We start from the raw sequence: 25,232 nt of genomic DNA on the forward strand, positions 1-25,232 counted from the left end.
TAAATAGCATGTTTTTCAAACAGGGCGCAACAAAAATGTTTCATTAATGTTAATTTTGGGTGTTTTTTTTATTTATTTACACTTTTAATGTGGTTTAGTGTCAATGAGTGGCATGTCTATGAGGAGGGGGGAATAAAAAAGCCAATGACAGGTGTCATTGGCTCTAGATTAAAGCGGTGTTAAAAATAATGCTAAAGGATTATATCTTCTGCTGGCGAAACAGATTGATTAATCCATTACTTGAGCTATCGAGCTCTGCGCTTGCTTTAGTCGCCGTTAAGCGTTCAAGTACATCATTGCCGAGCACTTTACCGAGTTCAACACCCCATTGATCAAATGAGTTTATCTGCCAGATCGCACCTTGAACAAAAGTTTTATGTTCATATAGCGCAATTAGCGCCCCTAAAGTCGAAGGGGTCAGCTTATCCATAAGTAGGGTATTGCTTGGCTTGTTGCCAGGCATCACCTTATGTTTTGCAATCAGCTGTTTTTCATTGTCATCAAGGGCGCTGTTTTTTAACTCGGCTAAGGCTTCCTCAAACGTTCTTCCTTGCATTAAGGCCTGTGTTTGTCCAAAGCAGTTAGAAGCTAGCTGAACATGGTGCTCACCCAATGGATTATGGCTATTTAGCGGCATAATGAAATCGGCAGGGATCAATCCTGTTCCTTGATGCAATAACTGATGATAAGCGTGTTGACCATTTGTGCCTTCACCGCCCCAAATAATAGGGCCCGTTTTATAATCAACATCTTGTCCATTAAGAGTGACAGATTTACCGTTACTTTCCATATCAAGTTGTTGAAAATAAGCGGGGAGTCCTCTCAAGTAGTGATCGTAGGTCAAGACAACATGAGATTGTGCATCAAAAAAGTTGACATACCAAACAGACAATAGCCCCATAATAACGGGCATATTTTCTTCAAGAGGGGCATTGGCAAAGTGCTCATCCATTTCATTGGCGCCAGCTAATAACTCACGAAAGCTTTCCATACCAATGAGTAGTGCAATGGGCAAGCCAATGGCGGACCAAAGTGAATATCGCCCGCCGACCCAGTCCCACATAGGAAAAATGTTTTCAGGCGCAATACCAAATTCACAGGCTTTAGTGACATTGGAGCTAACTGCGACAAAATGCTTAGCCACATCACTTTGACTCGCACCCTGACGAATAAACCAATCTTTTGCACTTAAGGTATTGGTTAATGTCTCTTGAGTGCCAAATGACTTAGAAGACATGATAAACAGGGTTGTTTCTGCATTCAGTCCTTTAAGTTTTTCGACAATTGAAGTGGCATCGACATTAGCGACAAAATGACAGTTTATTTTTCCTGTCCAATACGGACGAAGTGCTTGAGAGACTATTTTAGGCCCTAAAAAAGAACCCCCAATACCTATACTCACCACATCAGTAATGTTTTTACCTGTGTAACCTTTCCATGTTCCTGAGGTAATGTTATCAACAAAGTTTTCCATTTTCGCTAAGGTTTGTCGAATCTCAGAGAAAATATTGTCGCCATCAAGATTAATATTTGGATCTGATTGAGCGCGTAAGGCACTGTGCAACACAGCACGTTGCTCTGTGGTATTAATTTTCTCTCCACTGAGCAATGCGTGGATCTTGGTTGTCAATGCAGATTCTTTAGCCAGAGAGAATAACTGTGACAAAGTTTCATCGGTGATCTTATTCTTAGAATAATCTAAAAATAATCCACAAGCCGATAAAGAGAATTTTTCAAAACGCTTAGGATCGCTGGCAAATAAGGATCGCATATGCGGCACAGTTTCACTGTGGCGTTTAAGTGCGTTCCAAGATGATAATTGAGTTAATTCAGTCATGGTGATTTGCTCGCAAGCTTAAGAGGCCAATTTGGCTTTAAGCATAGTTTCAAGTTTGCCCTGATCAATCGCAAAATTGCGAATGCCTTCTGCAAGCTTTTCAACGGCCATGGGGTTTTCATTAAATTCCCAACGAAATTGAGCTTCAGTGAGAGGTGCTTCGGGTGTCACTGTTGTGGTTGCTGGTAATAATTTACGTTCAATGACTTGGTCTGTATTGGCAAGCTCTTCCAATAGTCCTGGGCCAATTGTTAGACGATCGCAACCTGCAAGTTCAATAATCTCGCCAGTATTACGGAAGCTTGCGCCCATAACAACCGTCTTGAAATCATGCTTTTTATAATAATTATAAATTTCTGTGACTGATACAACGCCTGGATCTTCAGCGGCAGTATACTCTGTTCCTGTTTCTTTTTTATACCAGTCAAGAATACGGCCAACAAAGGGAGAAATCAGATAGACACCGGCTTCTGCGCAAGCTTTGGCTTGTGCGAAGCTAAACAGTAAGGTTAGGTTACAGTTAATCCCTTCTTGCTCAAGTTCTTTAGCAGCGCAAATGCCTTCCCATGTAGAGGCTAGTTTTATCAAAATACGTGATTTATCAATACCTGCTTCTTGGTAAAGGTTTATTAATTTATGGGCTTTTGCGATAGAAGCCTCTTTGTCAAAAGACAATCTGGCATCCACTTCCGTTGAAATACGACCAGGAACCAGTTTGAGGATTTCAAGGCCAATATTGACAGCCAGTTTATCTCCAGCATCTTCGACTTGTTGGTTAACATCGTCGCTTTGTTGTTTTGCCCAAGTAATGGCATTGTCAATCAATCCTGCGTATTCTGGAATTTGAGCGGCTTTTAAAATAAGTGATGGGTTAGTGGTAGCATCTTCGGGTTGATAACGTTTAATGGCCTCAATATCGCCAGTGTCGGCAACGATAGTGGTAATGGATTTGAGTTGTTCTAATGTATTAGCCATAAAAATTACATCCTTCTCAGGTGGCAGCGTAAATATGATGAGTGCAATAGCGTATTAAAAGCGATTTTACCCTATAATCCAACTCTAAATGAAAAAAAATTACAGAAAAGTTGTAAAATACCATTAAATATTTGCGAACTGACTATTATATTTCGTTAATAGTCAATTTTTTACATCTTTTGTCGGTTAAATGCGTTCAATAAAATGTGTATTAAAAAAGCCCGTGTTTGACATGAACACGGGCTTCATTTTAGTACAATGGCGACTTATTCCATGACTTCAGTGCGCATGAGTGGAACCTGCTCTACGCCTGTCACTTGCGCTTCAATTCGACGGTTCGCTTTATTGGCTGCAGCTGAACTTCCCGGAATAAGGGGTTTGGTAATACCATAGCCTTTAGAAGTGACTCGCGACTTTTGAATACCAAAGCGTTTAACGAGTATATTGGCAACCTTATCTGCTCGGCGTTGAGACAAGACCATATTATATTCTGGAGAACCGACATTTGAGGCATATCCAGAAACTTCAACCATACTATCGGGATATTCCATCATGAAATCGGCGACTTTTTTGATATCAGTCATGGCCGCTTTTTTGACAACAGATGAATTGTTGTCAAATTCAGCGCCTATTTCAAATTTGAATATTTTGTCTTCATAAATGGTACAACCATAGGCGTCAACTTGCTCGTTAGGTGGCGTATTAGGGCATTGATCTATGTCATCCGGCACACCATCGGCATCGGAATCAAAGATGACAACAACCATTTCTTCTTTGGCTTTATGCCCAAAACGATAACTGAGTTGCAGTCCCCAGTAGTTACTTTCCATGTCATAGGTACGATACTCTGTATCATTGAGATCCTGATAACGGCGATATTTCATTTCGAATTTAACGTTATCGGTGACATTAAAACCAAAACCAGCACCAAAGTAAGGGGCAAAGTCGGTTGCGCTGTAGTAATCACTACCGTAATTTTTATTGTTGTACCAGAGATAATGCATTGCACCGACTTCAGCATTAAAGCTCCATCGATTACCTAAGGGGACAATACCGACAAAACCAGCTGTAACGCCATGAACGCCAACGTCGTTTAGGTTTCCTGAATAATCAGTAAATTCTGCACGCCCTAGATCCCGATAGCCGACCTCAATGCCAACATAGTCACTAAATAGGAAACCTGCGAATACATCCCATGCATAGGGATCATCTTTTCCACAAGAAGCCATTGTTTTCATATCGCATTGGGGTTGATAGTCATTGATACCTATGCCTGCACCAATATACCAAGGTGTCATACCATCATCTGCATGTGCAGCAAAAGGCAGTATTGATGTAAGCAATACAGCTTTTAGAGTGTTGTTCATCATTAAAATCCTTATGTTTTATAATAAAAACGCCTCCACTGACATCAATATAAAACACTGTTAGCGTAACAAGTGGAGTTCCTTTAACAAGGGGCTAACAAGCATTAGTATCTGTCGCAAATGAGGTTATTGCCAATTTAATGAAGATATTTTTTGTGTTTATTTGCCTTGGAATCAAAAATAATGGCTTGTTAATTGAGGGTAAAATGAGTGGAATTAATTTTATTATTATGAATAACAGCTGCTTGTATATATTTTTAGAATGAATAGAGCAAGTGACCTGTTTCTTATTGAAAAAGTTCTTTTAGATGAAGAAGAATAAGGCTTAAGGAGCGATTAAAAAGGGTACATGCTAAAGCGGCTTCAATACTCAATGGATAGGCTATGATGATATTTAACTTGTTTTAAGTTTGATGATAAAACGTTTTCTTTATGTTACTTTTCAACCTTAATTATTCTAAGCTGTAATGAGTAAATGCCATTAAGTTTATTCCGTTTGTGTTGTTTTATGCAGGTGAAGCTAGGTCACAGCTGATAACGAGATAAGTTAATGGCTTTGTTTGTCATGAGGGTGAACAGAAATATGTTTGAAATGATAGTTGATTTTCTTAATGCATTGTTGTGGGGGAAAATACTCGTTTATGGATTGGTCGGAGCGGGCTTATTTTTTACTCTACGTTTAGGATTTATTCAAATTACCCATTTTAAACATGCCATTATTACCTTGTTAAATAGCAGAAAAATGGTGACAGAGGGAGGTTTATCTTCTTTTCAGGTTTTTTGTACCAGTATGGCAGCGCGAGTGGGTGCTGGAAATATGGCCGGAGTCGCTGTTGCCATTGGAGCGGGTGGGCCCGGTGCTATTTTCTGGATGTGGTTGATTGCAGTGTTGGGCATGGCCACTGCCATGGTCGAATCAACCTTGGCACAGATTTATAAAGTGCGTGATGATAATGGCCAGTTTCGAGGTGGTCCTGCTTATTATATGGAAAAAGGGTTAGGACAACGTTGGATGGGCATATTGTTTTCCATTTTTTTAATTATTGCTTTTGGTCTGGTTTTTAATGCTGTTCAAGCCAATACGATTACCGCTGCAATGACACAAGTGTTTGGTTTGTCCGCACCTGATGTTGGATTGATCTTGGTTATATTTTCTGGTTTCGTGATCATGGGAGGGTTACGAAAAGTGGCGCGAGTGTCTGAGTTATTGGTTCCTTTTATGGCGCTGGCTTATATTACTGTTGCTGCAATAGTGGTTGTGACTAATATTGAAAAGGTACCTGATGCATTAATGTTAGTGATTAAAAGTGCATTTGGCTTGCAAGAAGTGGTTGCTGGTGGCGTGGCTTATAGTGTGGCACAAGCCATGCAATCAGGTATTGCGAGAGGCTTGTTTTCCAATGAGGCAGGTATGGGAAGTGCTGCCAATATTGCCGGCAGTGCTGCCCCTTATCCAAATCATCCTGCATCACAAGGTTTTATACAAATGTTAGGCGTTTTTGTCGATACGATAGTTATTTGTACTGCGACTGCGGCTATCATTTTATTGACAAGCGATATAGACACTGATGGTGACGGTATTCGAATGACAATTGATGCATTAACAGGGCATGTTGGACAAGAAGGTGGTGCTTTTATTGCTTTTACTATTTTGTTTTTTTGTTTTACCTCTATTATTGCCAATTATTCTTACGCAGAAACAAATGTGTTGTTTTTGACTGGGCATAAAGAAGGTATTTTACCTTTTTTCAGATTAACGGTTCTTGTTATGGTGATGTTTGGCTCCCTTGCCAAAGTAGGGTTGGTTTGGGCGCTTGCTGATGTATCCATGGGGTTAATGGCAACGGTCAATATTATTGCATTACTCTTATTGTCGGGATTAACTGTGCGTGTTATCCAAGATTATTCTCGTCAATTAAAGTCAGGTAAATTACCGAGTTTCAATTATAAAGATTTTCCAGAACTCATGCGGCATAAAGAAAATGCTTGGATTGTCGACTCAACACAAGGTACAAGCGAAAACACTGTTGAAGTGCCACTGTTGAAAGGGACAAAGACACAGAATTGAAAGTAAAATTGCCTTGTATTGCCTGTATTTTATTCAGGCAAAAAACCAATTATAACAATCTAGAAATCCACGAACGTTATACGTGGATTTTTTGTTTATGGCGAGTATCATGTGTTTATGAGTGAATAATGGCTAAGGTGTTTTATGTTGATTTTGATTTCTCCCGCGAAAACGCTGGACTTTGATACCCCTACAACAACGCAGGAGTTTTCATATCCTGAATTAGTAAAAGAAAGTGAAGCGTTAATTCAAATTTGTCGTGAATTAAGTCCTAGTGATATTGCTAGCTTAATGAAAGTGAGTGACAAAATAGCAGGGTTAAATGTGGCACGCTTTAATAGCTGGAGCAGTGATTTTAACCTTGATAATGCAAAACAGGCTATTCTTGCTTTTCGTGGTGATGTTTATACTGGACTGGATGCAGACTCTTTAGATGAAGCAGGGTTAAAGGCTGCTCAGAATAAATTACTTATTTTATCAGGCTTGTATGGCCTTTTAAGACCCCTTGATTTGATGAAAGCTTATCGTTTAGAAATGGGGACACGCCTTGAAAATGCGAGGGGAAGTAACTTATATCAATTTTGGGGAGATATCATAACAGATGAGATCAATAAATCATTAGCGAAAGCGCAGAGTGAGTATCTTGTTAATTTAGCCTCGAATGAGTATTTTAAAGCTGTTAAGCCAAAGCAATTAACGGCGAAGCTGATTACCCCTATTTTTAAAGATTGCAAAAATGGCCAATATAAAGTGATCAGCTTTTATGCCAAAAAGGCCAGAGGTTTGATGGCACGTTATATCATTGATAATGACATAAGGACCCAGGAAGCATTAATCAAATTTGATAGTGCAGGTTATTATTACAGTGAAGCCGAATCCAGTATTGAAAGCCCCGTCTTTTTGAGAGAAGAGCAGTAATACTTTTTTACAATCAATGTATTATTGCAGTGAAGTCGAGTCGAGTATCAAAAGCCCTGTCTTTTTGAGAGAGGAGCAGTAATACTTTTTTACAATCAATGTATTATTGCAGTGAAGTCGAGTATCAAAAGCCCTATCTTTTTGAGGGATTAGCAGTAATGCTATTTAAAATCAATGTGTTATTGCAATGAGGTCGAGTCGAGTATTGAAAGTTCCGTCTTTTTGAGAGAGGAGCTATAATACCGTTTAAAATAAATGAGTTTCTTTGATTCGTTTTCATATTAAAAGCAGCGTTATGCTGCTTTTATACTCGTGAGATTTCCAGCTGCAGGAGTAGACTGAAATAAAAACCTTTTATTTATTGGTTATGGGTCTTAGCTCACTGTTTGATTGTGCCATTAAGTAGGCAAAGAGCGCGTATGCCGCGACATTTTGCTGTAATTTCTTAGGATCGATTTTATCCAGTGTATCATTGGGAGTATGGTGATAGTCGAAGTAATCTAAGCCATTTTGCCTTAGTGAAGCGACTGGGATCCCTTTGTTGGGAAAAATTGAGATATCGGGTCCACCATGAGCACGATTATTCCCTAGAGTGATCTGATGGGATGTGATGGGGAATAATGTGTGATGAAGTTCATTAAAAGCCTGTTGGTTGACATTGAGATCCAGCTGGTAAATGAAGCCTGCACCGAAATCCGATTCTGCGGCGATATAATGATTTGCTAGCTCTTTTTCATGTGCCTTAAGGTAGGCTTTTGCCCCGATTATCCCTATTTCTTCTGCAGCGAACAATACCACCCTTATCGTCCGATCGGGTCTTTTAGGGAGATCTTGAATGATTTTTGCGGCTGCAGTGACAATACCGACGCCAGCGCCATCATCAAGGGCGCCAGTGCCTTCATCCCAAGAATCTAAGTGTGCACTGATGAGCACAATTTCCTGAGGTTTGGTGTGTCCAGTGACTTCAGCGATGACATTATAAGATTGCGTAAAGCCTTGCCTTGACGATGACATTTTTAAATTGATCAGGATATTAGGGGAACGTTTGAGCATGGCATTAACGAGATCGGCATCTGGATTGGACATGGCAGCAGCAGGTATTTTTTTTATATTGTCATGATACTTCATGATACCTGTGTGGGCCATTCGGTCGCTATCTGTTCCAATGGAGCGGATCAATATGGCGACAGCGCCTTTTTCTGCAGCAATCATTGCGCCCTGAGATCGGCCAGAAACGGTTTCTCCATAACCTGCACCAGTTCGAGTTTTTCGCGTTTTATGATCAATAAACACAATCTTATCTTTCACTTGGGCCTTAGAAGCTGCTTTTAACGCATCTAAGTTATCAAAGCGAATGATGTTGGCTTCTATCCCCTTTTCTGGTGTGCCTATACTTCCGCCTAAGGCGGTGATGACAAGGGGTTGTTGAAATGGTGCTATGACATTAGCTGTGGCTGTTCCTCTATGCCAAACGGGAACCTGCACCGGCTCTTTATAGACTTTATCAAATCCGAGTGCTTTGAAGGTCTTTTCTGCCCATTGCACGGCGAGTAAATCTTTATCGCTGCCCGCGAGTCTGGGGCCCACTTCAACAGTGAGAGATTCAACTAATTCATAGGCTAGAGTAGACTCATATGCCTTTTGTTCTATTTTTGTTATGTCTTTTTTTTGTGATTTGTCTTGAGGATAATGGGTCTGACAACCTATTAAAACTAATAAAATTAGTGGAATGCATATTTTTATGTGTTGTTTTTTCATGAAAGCCCTTTATATTTTTATTGTTCACATCCATTTTTTGAACAATTTAGCAAAAAGTGTGCGTTGTGTCGCGACTATATTTTTACATTCGGGTTATATTAAGGGTTAATGTTTGTTTTAGGAGAATGTGCTAGTCATGAATATTAAATTAATGCAACAAAGAGCAGATAATGCTGTTGTATTGTTAAAAGCGTTAGCAAATGAAAGTCGTCTTTTTATTTTGTGCTATTTGCTCAATGAAGGTGAGATGTGTGTCAGTGACATGAATAAAAAGTTGGGGTTAAGCCAATCGGCACTGTCTCAGCATTTAGCATGGCTTCGTAAAGATAACTTAGTGACAACTCGTAAAGTAGCACAAACGGTTTATTATTCACTCAATAGCGAAGAGGTGAGTGAGATCATTCAAGTATTGAATACGATTTATGCACAAGAGACATGTACTGCAGCTTAAGCGTATTGAGTATAGTATTAAGTTGAAAGCGCTATCATGAGTGTGATTGACAGAGTTGATATAGCAACTCGCGATATTGATGTTTAAATATCGAAAGCGTTTTTGATTTAACCATTTCGGCACATCTTAGCATGGACGTTGAAAATGAAATTAAAAAAACCGGCATAAGCCGGTTTTTTTTACATCATATAAAGCTAAAAATTAAGCAGCAAGTGCTTTAATTTTTGCATTCAAACGTGCTTTATGACGTGCAGCTTTATTCTTATGAATAAGGCCTTTTGTCGCTAAACGGTCAACGATAGGTTGTGCCGCAATAAATGCTTCTGTAGCCGCTTTGTGATCGCCACTGTTAATTGCAGCGATAACTTTTTTTACGTAAGAACGTAACATAGAGCGACGGCTAGCGTTATGCTTACGACGCTTTTCAGATTGAAGCGCGCGCTTCTTTGCAGACTTGCTATTAGCCAAGGTGCAACTCCTAAAACTGGGTTTGATATTTTTAAGGTCGAGGAATATGCCTTGTTTTCGTCATTTTGTCAATGACAATGATTGAATCTGTGCCTTAAACACAAAATAATCCAATCGGCTTTGGCTATCTTCGGCCTAACTCGTGTAATATGGTGCGTAATTCTAGCAGCTATTGCTGTCAGGCAACAGAGGTAAGCTCGACTATTTATGTAATGGTGTCGTGTTTTTGCTCACTTTAGGGGGATTATTTGAGTAGGAAATTAATAAGATCGGGCATGATTGTGAGTTTTATGACATTGATCTCTAGGATGTTAGGTCTAGTAAGAGATGTTGTCATTGCAAACTTAATGGGTGCAGGTAGTAGCGCAGATGTTTTTTTCTTTGCTAACAAAATTCCTAATTTTTTACGTCGCTTATTCGCGGAAGGTGCTTTTGCTCAGGCTTTTGTGCCTGTGTTAACCCAATATCAAGAGAAAAATACGTCAGAAGAAACCAAAGAGTTACTGGCTAAGGTGGCAGGAACCTTAGGAGGATTAGTGACTTTAGTGACTTTAGTCGGCGTGTTAGCCTCACCTATCTTAGCCGCTTTATTTGGTGGCGGTTGGTTTTATGATTGGCTGAATAATGAACCTGGCGGTGCAAAATTCGAACTTGCATCTATGATGTTGAAAATTACTTTTCCTTATTTATGGTTTATTACCTTTACCGCTCTTTCTGGCTCGATATTGAATACTCGTGGCCGGTTTGCTGTTTCGGCATTTACACCAGTATTTTTAAATATAGCGATTATTCTTGCCGCATTGTATGTCGCACCTCATCTAGACAAACCTGAAATAGGCTTAGCTTGGGGCGTATTTTTTGGCGGGGTTGTTCAATTTTTGTTTCAAATTCCTTTTTTAGTCAGAGAAGGGGCTTGGGTTAAACCATCATGGGGTTGGCACCACCCTGGAGTGGTGAAAATTAGAACCTTAATGCTTCCAGCATTGTTTGGTGTATCGGTTTCGCAAATTAATTTATTGTTTGATACCTTTATCGCCAGCTTTCTCATGACAGGTTCCATCAGTTGGCTGTACTATTCAGATAGATTACTTGAGTTCCCACTTGGCCTGTTTGGTATTGCGATTGCCACCGTTATTTTACCTGCGTTATCAAAAAAGCACGTTAATGCTGAAGGTCAAGGATTTACTCACACTATGGAGTGGGGCATTCAAGCCATATTATTGTTAGGCTTGCCAGCAATGTTTGGATTAATTCTATTAGCTAAGCCGATGTTAATGGTGCTATTTATGAGAGGAGCATTTAGCTTTGAAGATGTTGAAATGGCGTCTTACAGTTTAATGGCCTATGGCAGTGGTTTACTCAGTTTTATGCTGATTAAAGTATTGGCGCCGGGTTATTATTCCAGACAAGATACGCGCACACCCGTTCGTTATGGCATTATTGCGATGGTCAGCAATATCGGACTCAATTTAATGCTTGCTTATCCTTTTGGTTATGTGGGCCTTGCACTGGCGACATCCCTCTCAGCATTGTTAAATGCGAGCTTGTTATACCGTGGTTTATATAGGCAACAGGTCTATAAAATTAGCCGTTCAACGGTGATATTTTTTACCAAAGTACTGTTATCGGCATCTGTCATGGCGGGGGTACTTTATCAGTTTGATCCGAGTCAAGATGTATGGTTGAGTTGGTCGTTACATCAACGGGGACTGATGTTAGTCGAGTTAATTGCAGCAGGCGTGGTGAGTTATTTAGTCTGTTTGCTGATAGTGGGAATTCGTCCATGGCGATTAAAAACGGCTCACTGACTCTTGTTTATTCAATAAGGGGGAGTTTTGATGGATGAAATTCATTGTTGATTGAATTATAAGGTATTAATCTATTTCATATTGATATATCTGAATGGATTTTATGCCATAAACAAAGTCAGTGGGTAGTAAAAATTGGTGATGAAGAGAAGTGTTTGAATGTTGGCGGCATTCAACATTTCCAAGTCCTTTGGCTATAGTATATAATCCGCCCATTTAGACAGGCTTATCATATTAAGAATGGAATTAATTCGCGGGATCCATAATATTTTACCAGCGCATCATGCTTGTGTGCTCACCATAGGGAACTTTGATGGTGTTCATCGCGGTCATGCTGAAGTGATTGCACAACTTGTTAAAAGGGCAAGGCATCTTGGTTTGCCTGCCACATTGATGACATTTGAGCCTCAACCACAAGAATTATTTAATGGTGAAAATGCCCCAGCGAGATTGAGTTCATTACGTGATAAGTTGGCTTTACTTGATGAATTGGGAATAGATAGACTGTTATGTGTGAACTTTAATGCGCAGTTTGCCACTCTATCTGCTCATGAGTTCATTGATGAATTGTTAGTGAAAAAACTGGGAGTAAAATACCTGGTTGTCGGTGATGATTTTTGCTTTGGCCGTCAAAGAAAAGGTAACTTTTCTATGTTAAAGCAAGCGGGCGAAGTCAATGGTTTTGCTGTTGTGAGCACGCAAAGTTTTATGCTTGCTGATAAACGAGTGAGTTCAACAGAAATAAGAGATGTACTCAATAAAGGGAACTTAGAGCAAGCAAGACGATTATTAGGTCACCCTTTTGTGCTCAGTGGTAAAGTGTTTCATGGTGATAAAATTGGGCGCACATTGGGGTTTCCAACAGCTAATATCGCCCTAAAACGACAAGTGAGTCCTGTAAGAGGCGTATTTGCCGTTAAGTGTTATTGGCAAGGGAGTGATGTCTATGAAGGGGTTGCCAATGTTGGATTTAGACCGACAATTAAGGGACAAAAATGCCAATTAGAAGTTCACTTATTTGATTTTTATGGTGATCTCTATGGCAAAGCCGTTAAGGTGGAGCTGGTGGCAAAAATTAGAGATGAACAGCCATTTAAATCCTTAGATGCGCTGAAACAACAAATTAAAAATGATGCTGACAAAGCAAGGGCTTTGCTTGGCAATGATGCTGGCTAATAATATTAGTCAAATAATACGGTGTAGGATCAATGAGCGACTATAAATCTACTTTGAATTTGCCGGAAACTGATTTTCCGATGCGTGGTAATTTGGCTAATCGTGAGCCAGAAATGTTGAAATCCTGGACCAAAAATGGACTGTATCAGCAGATCCGTGATAGTCGTGTTGGTTGTAAACCTTTTATTTTACATGATGGCCCTCCTTATGCGAACGGTGATATCCATATTGGACATTCTGTCAATAAAATATTAAAAGATATCATTGTGAAATCAAAGACATTATCAGGCTTTGATGCACCTTATATTCCTGGTTGGGATTGTCATGGATTACCGATTGAGCTTAAGGTTGAACAAAAAGTCGGTAAACCAGGCCATAAAATCAGTGCTGGTGATTTCCGTCAAAAATGTCGTGAATATGCCGCCAAGCAAGTGGATGGACAGAGAGATGATTTCATTCGTTTAGGCGTGTTTGCTGACTGGCAAAATCCGTATTTAACCATGGATTATAGCACTGAAGCCAATATTGTTCGTTCATTATCAAAAGTTATCGACAGTGGCCATCTACACAAAGGTGTTAAACCTGTTCATTGGTGTACTGAGTGCGGTTCAGCATTGGCAGAAGCTGAAGTTGAGTATGAAGATAAAATGTCACCGGCCATTGATGTGGCTTTTTCGGTTGTCGATAAAGCAGCGCTACTGGCTAAATTTGGTTTGACTGATTATGAGTCAAGTATTTCGATGGTGATTTGGACCACAACGCCGTGGACCTTACCCGCTAACCGCGCTTTATCTGTTGCTGCAAACCTCGATTATGTATTCGTTGAAATGACTAAAGCAGGTGAGAAACAAGCGTTAGTATTAGCTCAAGCGCTAGCGGAATCCTGTGTTGAGCGTTATGGCGCCGAATCATATACTGTGTTAGGGCAAGTCAAAGGTTGTGATTTAGAATTATTAAGATTTAATCATCCTTTTTATGATTTCGATGTTCCCGTTATTTTGGGGGATCATGTCACCGTTGAATCAGGAACGGGGGTGGTGCATACCGCACCTGGTCATGGTCAGGATGATTTTGTTGTGGGGCAACAATATGGCATTGAAGTGGCCAATCCTGTGGGTGATAACGGCGTATATAAAGCGGATACCCCTATTTTTGCTGGTCAACATGTTTTTAAAGCCAATAAAAATGTAATTGCGCTTTTAGCTGAAAAGCACGCCTTACTCAATCATGTTGATATTTCACACAGTTATCCTCATTGCTGGCGCCATAAAACACCGATCATCTTTAGAGCGACACCACAATGGTTCATCTCTATGGATAATAATGGGTTAAGGCAGCAGTCTTTAAGCGAGATAGAACAAACACAATGGCTTCCTGATTGGGGTCAAAGCCGTATAGAGAAAATGGTCGAGAACCGACCCGATTGGTGTATTTCTCGCCAGCGGACTTGGGGCACACCTATTACTCTATTTGTACACCGTGAAACAGAAGAACTGCATCCTGATAGCGTGTCATTAATGGAGCGAGTGGCGAATCGTATTGAGCAAGAAGGCATTCAAGCTTGGTGGGATCTGGATGCGAAAGAGTTGTTAGGTGATGAAGCGGAGCAATACCGTAAGGTCACGGATACTTTGGATGTATGGTATGATTCTGGTTCAACTTTCTCATCTGTAGTGGCTTCTCGTCCAGAGTTTCAAGGTCATGACGTTGATTTATATTTAGAAGGTTCAGATCAACATCGTGGTTGGTTCATGTCATCTTTGATGATTTCAACGGCGATGAATGGTAAAGCACCTTATAAACAAGTGTTAACTCATGGTTTTACCGTTGACGGTAAAGGCCGCAAGATGTCTAAATCCATTGGTAATGTGATCTCACCTCAACATGTGACCAATAAACTGGGCGCTGATATTTTACGCTTGTGGGTTGCGGCAACCGATTACAGCGGCGAAATGACAGTGTCTGACGAGATCCTAAAGCGTAGCGCTGATGCCTACCGCCGTATTCGTAACACCGCTCGTTTCTTGTTGGCTAATATTAATGGCTTTGATCCAGCGACCGATAATGTGGCTATTGAAAATATGGTTGCCTTGGATCGTTGGGTGGTTCGACGTGCGGCAGTGCTACAAGAAGAGTTGTTAGAAGCCTATGAGCAATATAATTTTCATGTCGTCACCCAAAAGCTCATGCAATTTTGCTCTGTTGAGTTAGGTAGCTTTTACTTAGATATTATCAAAGACAGACAATATACAGCCAAGCAAGATAGTCATGCTCGTCGTAGTTGCCAATCAGCACTGTATCTTATCAGTGAAGCATTAGTGCGCTGGATAGCCCCTATTTTAAGCTTTACCGCTGATGAAATTTGGCAACTTTTACCCGGTGAACGTGAACAATTTGTCTTTACTCAGCATTGGTTCAAAGGGCTTGAGGCCATTACTTTGGATGAAGATTTAAGTGATGATTTCTGGCAGGAATTGCTAGTGGTGCGTGGTGAAGTGAATAAGGTGATTGAACAAGCGCGTCGTGATAAGCAAATTGGTGGAGCATTAGAGGCGAAAGTGACTTTATATGTTGAACCTGAACTTAAAGCAACCCTTAGTCAAATGGGTGATGAGTTACGTTTTGCATTGCTGACATCTGAAGCCACTTTGTGTGCGTTAGAAGATGCGCCAGAAAGTGCCATTGAAACTGATTTGAGTAGTTTGAAGTTGGGGTTAAATAAAACTCAGGCGCCAAAGTGCGAACGTTGCTGGCACCATAGAGAAGATGTGGGTCAAGTGGAGTCACACCCAAGTTTGTGTACACGTTGTGTCACGAATATTGAAGGTGACGGTGAAATTCGTCAATTTGCATAGATAAAGGAACGTGTTATGCCGTCGACTTGGAGAGAAAGTGGATTACGTTGGTATTGGGTTGTTGTATTAGTCTTATTGGCTGATCAGCTTTCAAAGCAATGGGTGTTATCAAATTTTGCCCTTTATGACTCAATACAGCTAATGCCTTTTTTTAGTTTCACCTATGTACGTAACTATGGGGCGGCTTTTAGTTTTTTAAATGACGCTGGAGGGTGGCAACGCTGGTTATTTACTGCCGTTGCCATAGGGTTTAGTTTATTACTGAGTTTTTGGTTAAGACAGCAGTCTTTTAAAGCTTGGCGCTTAAACTTGGCCTACACCTTAGTGATCGGCGGTGCGTTAGGCAATTTAATCGATCGGCTGCAACATGGTTTTGTGGTTGATTTCCTAGATGTATACTGGAATACCAGTCATTTTCCTGCATTCAATATAGCGGATTCAGCGATTTGTATTGGGGCCGTGTTGATTATTCTTGATTCATTGGTTGTGAGTAAACAAAGTAAAAAAACCAATGATGATGTGAAGAGGTAATGAAATGCCAAATATGTCATCTATTTTATGTCATATGAATATATTGCTTGAAGATGGCTCGACAGCCGAAAGCACAAGAGCATCAGGAAAGCCTGTGAGATTTAATCTCGGTGATGAGAGCTTAAGCCCTGCTTTTGAGTCTGAAATCAAAGGGCTTAAACAAGGTGATAAGCATAGCTTTACACTGCAGCCTGAGGATGCATTTGGAGTGTCAAATCCTGATGCGATTCATCATATGGATAAGACTCGCTTCCCTGCGGATCTTTCATTAGAACCGGGAGTGATAGTGAGTTTTGCTGGCCCCGGTGGCAGTGAGATCCCAGGTATTGTCAGGGAAGTACTTGGTGATTCTGTGACAGTGGATTTGAATCATCCACTGGCTGGGCAGGTATTAACTTTTGAACTTGAAGTTGAACAGGTACTTGAGCAATGAATATTCTTCTAGCCAATCCTCGAGGTTTTTGTGCTGGTGTGGATAGAGCAATCAGTATTGTTGAACGTGCTTTGGAGCTGTTTTCACCGCCCATTTATGTTCGTCATGAGGTGGTTCATAATCGTTATGTGGTGCAGAACTTAAAAGATCGCGGCGCGGTTTTTGTCGAAGAGTTGCATCAAGTGCCTGATGATAGCATTGTTATTTTTAGTGCCCATGGTGTTTCTCAAGCGGTACGCCAAGAAGCGAAAAATCGTGGTTTAAAGGTGTTTGATGCTACTTGTCCTTTGGTGACTAAAGTGCATTTGCAGGTGACTCGTGCGAGTCGTAAAGCGATAGAGTGTATTCTTATTGGTCATGCGGGTCATCCTGAAGTGGAAGGCACCATGGGGCAATATGATAACCCCGAAGGTGGGGTGCATTTAGTTGAATCTCCCCAAGATGTGGCTAATTTACAAGTTAAGGATCCTGATAATCTCTGCTTTGTGACGCAAACAACCCTGTCAATGGACGATACGGCGGATGTGATTAAAGCCTTGCAGAAGCGTTTTCCATCGATTGAAGGGCCACGTAAAGACGATATTTGCTATGCGACACAAAACCGTCAAGATGCCGTACGCAATGTGGCTGAAGATGTGGATTTATTCATTGTGGTAGGTTCAAAGAACAGTTCTAATTCCAATCGGTTAAGGGAGCTCGCTCAAAAGAAAGGAACGAACTCTTATCTTGTGGACAATGCCGATGACGTTCAATCGCAATGGTTTAACGGAGTGACTAAAGTCGCCGTGACGGCAGGAGCTTCCGCACCAGAAGTACTTGTACAGCAAGTGATTAATGCCATTGCTGAAATGGCACCTAGCGTGATCACAGAAGTTGAAGGGCGTAAGGAAGATACGGTATTTGCTGTACCAGCAGAATTGCGCTAAATAGACTTAATCTATAATAGCATTAAAAAAGAGGCGATTAGCCTCTTTTTTAATGTCTAGACTTAATGACTCGCTTTAATCTCTTATGATTAAAGGCATCCTCAATTTTTAATCGACTATACTTTAGTATTAATTCGTATATGAATGATGGTGATGCTTTGTGTCGTCAGTTTTTTTCTGTTTTTTGAACATGAGCTATGTCGTCACAGGCCGATTGTTGACTTTCCTCTGTTTAAAAAGGTGAAGGGGAAGCAAGGATGAAGAGAAAACAACAAGGAACCACCTTAATCGAGGTATTAGTTGCCCTAGTGATATTAGTCGTGGGCTTGATTGGAATATTTAATCTTCATTTAGTGGCTAAACGCGGTAGTTTCGCTTCTTTTCAGCAAACACAAGCTTCCCTGCTTGTTAATGATATGGTTAATCGCATCAAACTTAATTCGACGCAATTGAATGCTTATGGCGGCGTTTATAACAGTTTACCCAGTTTTCCCGATAGGAATTGTGATCTCGCCGATTCCAATTTACCTCACTGTACCCCAGCACAAATGCTGATTTGGGATCGTTATCAATGGCAGTTATTGATGCAGGGAGGTTATGAGCAAGCAGGGGAGAAAAACGTGGGAGGCTTAGATTCAGCTGTTGCCTGTATTGAGACGGCTATAGAGGGAAATGTACGCATAGCCATGACATGGAGAGGGATTAACAGCACAACAGATGGAGCGACGCAATACGACGATTTTGTTCAGTCTTGTGGCATAAGTGACAGTCGACGGCGAGTGTATGTCATTAATACACTCATATTTTAAATGGATTTAAGGCATGGTGAAGCAAAAAGGATTATCACTGGTTGAGCTTATGGTTTCCATGTTAATTGGTTTATTTTTAATTGCGGGGGTATTCACGCTTTTTATGCTTTCTTCTAATAATGTCACAACGACGAGTCATTTTAATCAATTACAAGAGCAGGGGCGTATCGCGCTTGATTTCATCGAGCGTGACTTACAAATGCAAGGCTTTATGGCCGAATTGACTGGAGAAGGTTTAGTATTGGGCATTAATACTCGCAACAATGCTTCGAGTCTTAGTGATGAGCAAGACTGTATTGGAAGTGGGCTGAATAATGCCACTTTTCCTAATGCCCAACCTGCACATTTCAGGATGCTTTGGGGTTATGAGCAAGGTGTCAGCAGCGAACCGCTTGATTGCTTATCGAGTGTACTGGCCAATACTGATGTTTTACAGCTTAAACGTCTTGTAGGTCCAAATGTCACCTCATTTGATGATAATCGTTATTACGCGGCAATTTCAGCTAATGAAGCGATTTTTTTTGCAGGTGATCAGAGTGTACCGACGCTGAGTAATGCTCGCTTTTGGGAGTATCAGCATCATGTGTATTTTATTCAAGAGAATAATGGCATGCCTGTACTTATGCGGCGTATTTTGACCAATGGAGGCATGAGAACGTCAAGTAGTGTGGAGCAACTTGTTGAAGGAATTGAAAATATAAGAATTTTATATGGTTTTGATAATGATAATGATTTAACGGTAGACAGTTTTATGCCTGCAGAGCAAGTGACCTCGCTTATGTGGGATAAGGGCGCTGTTGCATTGCGAGTGTTTGTACTGATCCGCACACTATTTGAAGATACGCAATTGACTAATACTGTTAAGTATCAATTGGGTGATAAAACCATCGGACCCATCAATGATGGTTTCCGCCGTAAAGTGATGATGACCACATTAGTTTTAGAAAATCCAAGGCTGGCAAATTAGTTCTTAAATGGTTTCTATCTAGAGGTGATGGAGATTAACACTTGCATTAAGCCTTAGGAACATTTTCGATAATAATGCAAGTGGTTTGTTTAAAGGATGAAACATGAAAAACCAACAAGGAATGGTACTATTTTTTTCACTGATTGTACTTTTGATTATGACGGTTATTGGTGTCGCCATTGCCATGAATGCGACACAATCTTTACGTATGTCTCAGGTAGGATCAGAGCGAGTTCAAGCTAATATTGCTGTGCAAGGTGTGATGAATACTGTTGTCATGGATCACGAAGGTAGCGTATTAGCCAATTTAGACGCTCCGCTTGTGTTAACAGATCCCATTTATAACGTCACTAGTACTTTAACACCTTTATATGAAGGTGATGTCGTGTGTGCGCGAAGCGCACGCCCAACGGCAGGCGTCGAGTGCCGCAAAATTGAATTATCCAGTGAGATCCAATTCGGTCGTGGCAATGTGGCGCGATTAACCCGAGTGTCAGGATTAGAACAAGAAGTATTGGCGGATTAATGATGACTATTTCAATGAAAAGATTAACCTCATTGATAGCGGCACAGCGTGTCTATTTTATTTTGTCCTGCGTTATCATACCGCTATCTTTTGCTGATGATACTCAGCTCTATGTCTTTGAGTCTTCGGCTCGCTCTGGAGTTCGTCCTCAAGTGCTGATTATTTTTGATACTTCGGGGAGTATGGGCTATAGCGAAGAAACACAGAGGCCTTATGATAGAGGTGAGTCATTAACCGCTGCTACTAAACTTTATTACACTAAAGGAGGGGGAGATATCCCCGCTTTGGATAGCTCAAATTTTATCTATCAGGGAAAAAATGGCTGTCAATCTTCATATTCTGTATTAGAAAGTCATGGAATGTTTACTGGATTTATTCGTGAATATACTTTTGTGGGTGATAGTGGCAGTTGGTCAGAGTTACCCGATGAGCTCAATAGCAGTGTTTATACCGTAGATTGTTATGAAGATTTTGAAAACAGTGAAGCACTTGAATTTGTCAATGCCAGTGATATGGCACAAGGGTTACCTGTAGACAGCTTAGGTTCTCAAGCGTCACCTATTCCATATACTTATGTTAACAGTGATTCTTCCGAAGCCGATATTGCCAGTGCACTTAATAAAGCCAAGTTAACTAATTTAGGGATTGGTAAATCTGTGACGTTTTATACTGAGCGTTATGTCACTTGGTATCACAGTGATAAAGAGCTCTTAACGTCAACAAGAATGGAAATAGCAAAACGAGTCATTGAAGATACCATAGTGACGACCCCAAGTGTTGACTTTGGGTTAGCGGTGTTTAATGGCGCACGTTATGACACTTATAATGGTGGCCGAATCGTATCTGGGATCCAACGTCTATCCATTGATGATAAAATTGCACTGATAAATACTGTTAATAGCTTAAGCGATGGAGGGAGTACACCATTATGTGAGACTATGTATGAGGCATATCGTTATTTTGCGGGTCTGTCCGTTCAGTTTGGCTATGAAGATAGTGGATCAATACCTTATAGAGATACCAGCATAGAGCTGGATGGCAGCTATATTTCCCCCTTTGATGCCAGTCAATGTGCCAGTCGAGTTTATGTGGTGTATATGACTGATGGTGCGCCGTCAAATGATGATGATGCCAATCGTGATATTAGACGTTTACCGGGTTACCGAGCGACCGAAAGAGTGGATGGGAGCTTTTTTCCAGCTTTAGCGGGCATATTAAATCGTGAAGATGTGAATACTCATCTAGCGGGGGAGCAGTATGTCACTACTTTTACCATTGGCTTTAGTGAGGGGGCGGCGGATGCGGCGCCGATATTACAAGCGGCGGCGGATTATGGTGGCGGACTTTATTTTTCGGCTAACGACGCGTCTCAATTACAAGCGGCATTGCAGCAAATCTTTTCACAAATCTTAGAAGTGAATGCCAGCTTTACCTCACCTTCTATTGCCAGTAATAATTTTGATCGCACTCAAACTTTTGACTCTGTTTACTATGCCATGTTTCTTCCCAATAAAGGTCCAAGATGGCGGGGGAACATTAAAAAGTTTAAGGTGACTAGCACAGGGGATGTTGTTGATAAAAATGATGTGTTAGCCATTGGGCCTGATGGTCATTTAAAGTCATCAGCTTGCTCGTATTGGACATCGAACACGACTTGTAGTACAGCCAGTGGTGGTGGAGATGGTAATGATGTGCGTATTGGCGGAGTAGTTGAACATTTAGCGTTAAATACTAGCCGTCTTTTATATGGCGATTTTGGTAGCTCTGGCGCGTTAATGACTTTTTCAAAGGCGAATGCGGCAAGTCGCGCGGGTAGCGAAGATGCTTTAGCCAGTTACTTGGGAGTGGCAAGCGCTCAGCTCGATGAGCTGTTTAATTGGGCTAAAGGTCAAGATGTCGATGATGATGATAATGATGGTAGTACATCGGATCGTCGATTGGATATCTTTGGCGATCCATTACACTCTAAACCTTTAGCTATTAATTTTGGTACGCCCACTGAACCTGATTTACGCATTCTTGTTGGAACCAATCATGGTGCGTTGCATATGTTTAAAGACACAGGAGATGAGGTATTTGAGTCTTGGGCATTTATGCCCTATGAACTATTGCCTAATTTAGTGGATTTAAAAGTGAATGTACCAACTGGAGTTCACTCGGTTTATGGGCTCGATAGTCCTGCTATTGCTTATGTGGAGTCAGGTAGCGAAGGTATTGAAAAAGCTTGGGTATTTTTTGGCATGCGTCGTGGTGGACAATCTTATTATGCCTTAGATATTACGCAGCCTGATAGCCCTAAAATGATGTGGAAGATAGATTCTGAAACAGCTGGAATGGGCGAGCTTGGGCAGACTTGGTCTCAACCAGTGATTACTTTTATTCCTAAAACCAGTACGGCGCCTGAAAGTGAGGGGAAGACACCCGTATTAATAGTGGGAGCAGGTTATTCGCCAGCAAACAAAGACGGCGTTGAGCAAGGAACCCCGGACTCTAAAGGAAGAGGTGTCTTTATTCTTGATGCTAAAACCGGTGAGCTTATTCATGCATTTGGCCGTATGTCGGGGAGTAAAGTGACCAATATTCCGACGCTTATCGATAGTATTCCTAATGCTGTTACTGTATTGGATGCCAATGGCGATCAGTTAACTGATAGAATTTATGCATCCGATACAGGCGGGAATATTTGGCGAATGGATTTACCCACAAGCGATCCATTTGATAGCGAACATCCCTGGACAGCTTTTAAGTTTGCCGAATTAAGTCAAGATGGGCTGGTAAATGATAGGCGCTTTTTTTCAGAACCTGTTGCCGTACAAACCGTTTTTACCAATATATCGGAAATAACCACTGAAGGAGACGGTGAATCAAGTACGACTGTGACGCATCAAAATGTGCCCTATGATGCCGTCGTGATAGGCTCTGGACATAGGCCGCAGCCTTCAGATTTATCAAGAAGTGATAAATTTTTTACACTACAAGATCGTAATGTGGTGACGCGATCTTTTGTTGATGAGGAGGATATTCCCGCTCCCCTGACTATTGATAATCTTTATGATGTGACTTCCAGTCCTCCCGCTAATCAAGCTGAATATGTGGCTTTTGGATTAAAGCGGGGTTGGTATTATCAGTTTACCGATGAAGGGGAGAAAAGCTTAGCTGCAGCGACAATTGTGAATGGGACGGTTTTTTTTACTTCTTATGTACCGGGCGATTTAAGTGAGTCTGATCAGTGTTTGATATCAGGCATGGGTCGTTTATATGGTTTTAACTTACATCGTGGAACGCGATCCTATACAAATGAATATTTAGAGATGGGAGAAAGGGTGCCTGATACCCCTCAATTGGTGATCCCTGCTAATGGAAGTGATGACAGTTATATGTACTTAATTGGTATTGGCGCTGCAGGTGAAGAAATGGAAAGAGTTGATGATCCCCTGAATGAGTGCCCACCAGATGATCATCAGTGCATAGGAGGGCAGCCTAGTGTTAACCTCATTTATATGCATGGACATGAGTAAGGGTGTGTTTCAGTATTCTGTTAAGGAGTCAATATGCAAGTGCGTGATTATCGGTGTGGGTATTCTTTAATTGAATTAATGATAGTCGTGGGCATTATTGGGATCCTTGCATCGATTGGTTATCCTATGTATACGGACTATATGGTAAAAGCTGCTCGCAGTGAGGCCATTACGGCATTAACGCGTTTAAGCAATCTACAAGAACAGTTTTATTTTGACAATAAAGCCTATACAACAGATTTAACGGAATTGGGTGTCAATGCCAATCCTTATGTTACTGAAAAAGGGTTTTACAGTATCAGCTCCACGGGAGTGGCAGGTTTTACATTAGTGGCAACCGCGCAAGGGGTACAAGCATCAAGAGATGCTGATTGTGATGAAATAAGGATAACTTTTGAAGGAAGCCGTACACCTGAAGCCTGTTGGTAATGATTCATATCTAAAGCCTGTTGGTAATTATTCACACTGAATGTTTGTGTCATTTGAAAAACGCACTCGCCCAGATTGACTGACAATAATGGCTTTGGAATAAGGGCTTTTAGGATCCCCAGGGCAATATTTCAGGGTGCCATTAGTCCCAGAGGCTGTGCCGTTTTTTTGAAAACGAATGGATGTGCGATTAAAAGTGACAAAATCTGCATCATTGAATTTGCCAGTCGTATAAATAAGGCTATCTTCACCATCGAGCCTATTTGCTTCATCACCATCAAAGAATACATGAATTCCGTTATGCCACTGGTTTGAGCATATATTCTCTGTTAGTGGGCATACTGTTACCGTTTGTTCATAATTCATAGCCTGATTACGGGCTAATTGTAAACTCTGTAAAATATGACGAATATTAGAGTCTGCTCTTAAATGATGATAAACAGCGGTTAAAGAAGGCACAGCCACAATAATCAGCGTAATAGCCACGGTTAAAACGGTCATTAATTCAATAAGAGTGAAACCCTGTTTTATTTTCATCGGTGCAAGTGACCTTTGCAGGAAAGTGAGTGACTGTCATTGTTATACGATTTTTAATAATAATTGTCTTAGCGTTAAGTATAGACAAGATGCGAATAAACTTAGAGGTATACAAGTTTAGGTCTTTGGATTTAATTTCTTAATTGGTTAAATGCATGATAATTAGCTGTTTTTATTTATTGTATTCAAGAAGGGGCTGGGTGGGTTGATAAATGGCTAAGGTATAAGAGGCTTTAGTGTTAACAGTCATCGTGTTAAGCTTAAAGGTGGATAATTTCCTTATTTAGCAAGATGACAGGAGTGTTTGATGAAAAAAGTCGAAGCCATTATTAAACCGTTTAAACTTGATGATGTGCGCGAATCGCTTGCAGAAATTGGAATAACGGGAATGACAGTGCTTGAAGTCAAAGGCTTTGGTCGGCAAAAAGGGCATACTGAGCTTTATCGTGGTGCTGAATATATGGTTGACTTTCTTCCTAAAGTTAAAATCGAACTCGTGCTCCAAGATGAACAACTTGATCAAGCGGTAGAAGTGATTGTGGATACAGCAAGAACGGGTAAAATTGGTGATGGTAAAATTTTTGTGACTGATATTGATCGAGTGATCCGCATTCGCACAGGAGAAGAAAACGAAGAAGCCGTATAAAATGATTCTTGGGTATTGAAATAAGGTATCGTGATTCATTTTTGTATTATTCCGTAAAGTGGGTTAATTAATGACTCACTGTACGGAATAACGGCAAAAAAGAGATAATAAAAAACCACTTACAATAAGTGGTTTTTTATTATCTCTTTTTAAGATGGTGCCGGCACCAAGAGTCGAACTCGGGACCTACTGATTACAAGTCAGTTGCTCTACCAACTGAGCTATGCCG

The 25,232-nt window shown here is 40.7% G+C and carries 21 protein-coding genes; 15 read left to right on the top strand and 6 right to left on the bottom strand.

Annotation, left to right across the window (positions count from 1 at the left end; translation table 11 throughout):
• Positions 1–199: 199 nt before the first annotated feature.
• From pgi to Q0791_RS03370, 3 genes are all read right to left on the bottom strand, one after another.
• Complete coding sequence (pgi, locus tag Q0791_RS03360; RefSeq protein WP_299002679.1) at positions 200–1,837, bottom strand: glucose-6-phosphate isomerase; 1,638 nt, start codon at positions 1,835–1,837, stop codon at positions 200–202.
• Positions 1,838–1,855: 18 nt separating this feature from the next.
• On the bottom strand, positions 1,856–2,812 hold the full coding sequence (tal, locus tag Q0791_RS03365; RefSeq protein ID WP_299002681.1) for a transaldolase: 957 nt from the start codon (positions 2,810–2,812) through the stop codon (positions 1,856–1,858).
• Between the two features lie 266 nt (positions 2,813–3,078).
• Entirely contained in the window at positions 3,079–4,182 is a 1,104-nt protein-coding gene (locus Q0791_RS03370; protein WP_299002682.1) for an OmpA family protein, read from the bottom strand.
• A gap of 580 nt (positions 4,183–4,762) precedes the next feature.
• Here Q0791_RS03370 and Q0791_RS03375 point away from each other — a divergent pair.
• Positions 4,763–6,247, top strand: coding sequence for a sodium:alanine symporter family protein (locus tag Q0791_RS03375; protein ID WP_299002683.1), 1,485 nt, complete (start codon positions 4,763–4,765; stop codon positions 6,245–6,247).
• Positions 6,248–6,391: 144 nt separating this feature from the next.
• Complete coding sequence (yaaA, locus tag Q0791_RS03380; RefSeq protein WP_299002685.1) at positions 6,392–7,165, top strand: peroxide stress protein YaaA; 774 nt, start codon at positions 6,392–6,394, stop codon at positions 7,163–7,165.
• Between the two features lie 354 nt (positions 7,166–7,519).
• Here the strand turns inward: yaaA and Q0791_RS03385 are convergent, their stop codons facing one another.
• A complete protein-coding gene (locus tag Q0791_RS03385; protein ID WP_299002687.1) occupies positions 7,520–8,923 on the bottom strand; it encodes a M20/M25/M40 family metallo-hydrolase in 1,404 nt (467 codons plus the stop codon).
• Between the two features lie 136 nt (positions 8,924–9,059).
• On the opposite strand from Q0791_RS03385, the gene Q0791_RS03390 reads away from it, so the two are divergent.
• Positions 9,060–9,374, top strand: coding sequence for a metalloregulator ArsR/SmtB family transcription factor (locus tag Q0791_RS03390; RefSeq protein ID WP_298768524.1), 315 nt, complete (start codon positions 9,060–9,062; stop codon positions 9,372–9,374).
• Between the two features lie 201 nt (positions 9,375–9,575).
• Here the strand turns inward: Q0791_RS03390 and rpsT are convergent, their stop codons facing one another.
• A complete protein-coding gene (gene rpsT / locus Q0791_RS03395) occupies positions 9,576–9,842 on the bottom strand; it encodes a 30S ribosomal protein S20 (protein ID WP_299002689.1) in 267 nt (88 codons plus the stop codon).
• 248 nt (positions 9,843–10,090) lie between these two features.
• Here rpsT and murJ point away from each other — a divergent pair, with 248 nt between their 5' ends.
• From murJ to Q0791_RS03450, 11 genes are all read left to right on the top strand, one after another.
• Entirely contained in the window at positions 10,091–11,650 is a 1,560-nt protein-coding gene (gene murJ, locus Q0791_RS03400; protein ID WP_299002691.1) for a murein biosynthesis integral membrane protein MurJ, read from the top strand.
• A gap of 240 nt (positions 11,651–11,890) precedes the next feature.
• Complete coding sequence (gene ribF / locus Q0791_RS03405; RefSeq protein WP_299002692.1) at positions 11,891–12,826, top strand: bifunctional riboflavin kinase/FAD synthetase; 936 nt, start codon at positions 11,891–11,893, stop codon at positions 12,824–12,826.
• Positions 12,827–12,858: 32 nt separating this feature from the next.
• Positions 12,859–15,681, top strand: a complete 2,823-nt coding sequence (ileS, locus tag Q0791_RS03410; protein ID WP_299002693.1) for an isoleucine--tRNA ligase — start codon at positions 12,859–12,861, stop codon at positions 15,679–15,681.
• A 15-nt stretch (positions 15,682–15,696) separates the two neighbouring features.
• Entirely contained in the window at positions 15,697–16,212 is a 516-nt protein-coding gene (gene lspA / locus Q0791_RS03415; RefSeq protein WP_299002695.1) for a signal peptidase II, read from the top strand.
• Positions 16,213–16,216: 4 nt separating this feature from the next.
• Positions 16,217–16,645, top strand: a complete 429-nt coding sequence (gene fkpB, locus Q0791_RS03420; protein WP_299002697.1) for an FKBP-type peptidyl-prolyl cis-trans isomerase — start codon at positions 16,217–16,219, stop codon at positions 16,643–16,645.
• A complete protein-coding gene (gene ispH / locus Q0791_RS03425) occupies positions 16,642–17,571 on the top strand; it encodes a 4-hydroxy-3-methylbut-2-enyl diphosphate reductase (RefSeq protein WP_299002698.1) in 930 nt (309 codons plus the stop codon). Before fkpB ends, ispH begins: the two co-directional genes overlap by 4 nt.
• Positions 17,572–17,828: 257 nt before the next feature.
• Positions 17,829–18,380 (top strand): type IV pilus modification protein PilV, encoded by a 552-nt coding sequence (gene pilV, locus Q0791_RS03430; RefSeq protein WP_299002699.1) that lies wholly within the window; start codon positions 17,829–17,831, stop codon positions 18,378–18,380.
• A 13-nt stretch (positions 18,381–18,393) separates the two neighbouring features.
• Positions 18,394–19,347, top strand: coding sequence for a PilW family protein (locus Q0791_RS03435; RefSeq protein WP_299002700.1), 954 nt, complete (start codon positions 18,394–18,396; stop codon positions 19,345–19,347).
• Positions 19,348–19,450: 103 nt separating this feature from the next.
• Positions 19,451–19,873, top strand: coding sequence for a pilus assembly protein PilX (locus Q0791_RS03440; protein ID WP_299002701.1), 423 nt, complete (start codon positions 19,451–19,453; stop codon positions 19,871–19,873).
• Entirely contained in the window at positions 19,873–23,391 is a 3,519-nt protein-coding gene (locus Q0791_RS03445) for a PilC/PilY family type IV pilus protein (protein ID WP_299002702.1), read from the top strand. Before Q0791_RS03440 ends, Q0791_RS03445 begins: the two co-directional genes overlap by 1 nt.
• 33 nt (positions 23,392–23,424) lie before the next feature.
• Complete coding sequence (locus Q0791_RS03450; RefSeq protein ID WP_299002703.1) at positions 23,425–23,820, top strand: type IV pilin protein; 396 nt, start codon at positions 23,425–23,427, stop codon at positions 23,818–23,820.
• Positions 23,821–23,847: 27 nt separating this feature from the next.
• On the opposite strand, the gene Q0791_RS03455 is transcribed toward Q0791_RS03450, so the two are convergent.
• A complete protein-coding gene (locus Q0791_RS03455) occupies positions 23,848–24,357 on the bottom strand; it encodes a GspH/FimT family pseudopilin (protein ID WP_299002705.1) in 510 nt (169 codons plus the stop codon).
• Between the two features lie 307 nt (positions 24,358–24,664).
• On the opposite strand from Q0791_RS03455, the gene Q0791_RS03460 reads away from it, so the two are divergent.
• Positions 24,665–25,003, top strand: a complete 339-nt coding sequence (locus Q0791_RS03460; protein ID WP_299002707.1) for a P-II family nitrogen regulator — start codon at positions 24,665–24,667, stop codon at positions 25,001–25,003.
• The last annotated feature ends 229 nt before the right edge of the window (positions 25,004–25,232 follow it).

The organism is uncultured Shewanella sp. (assembly GCF_947495455.1).
GTDB lineage: Bacteria > Pseudomonadota > Gammaproteobacteria > Enterobacterales > Shewanellaceae > Shewanella.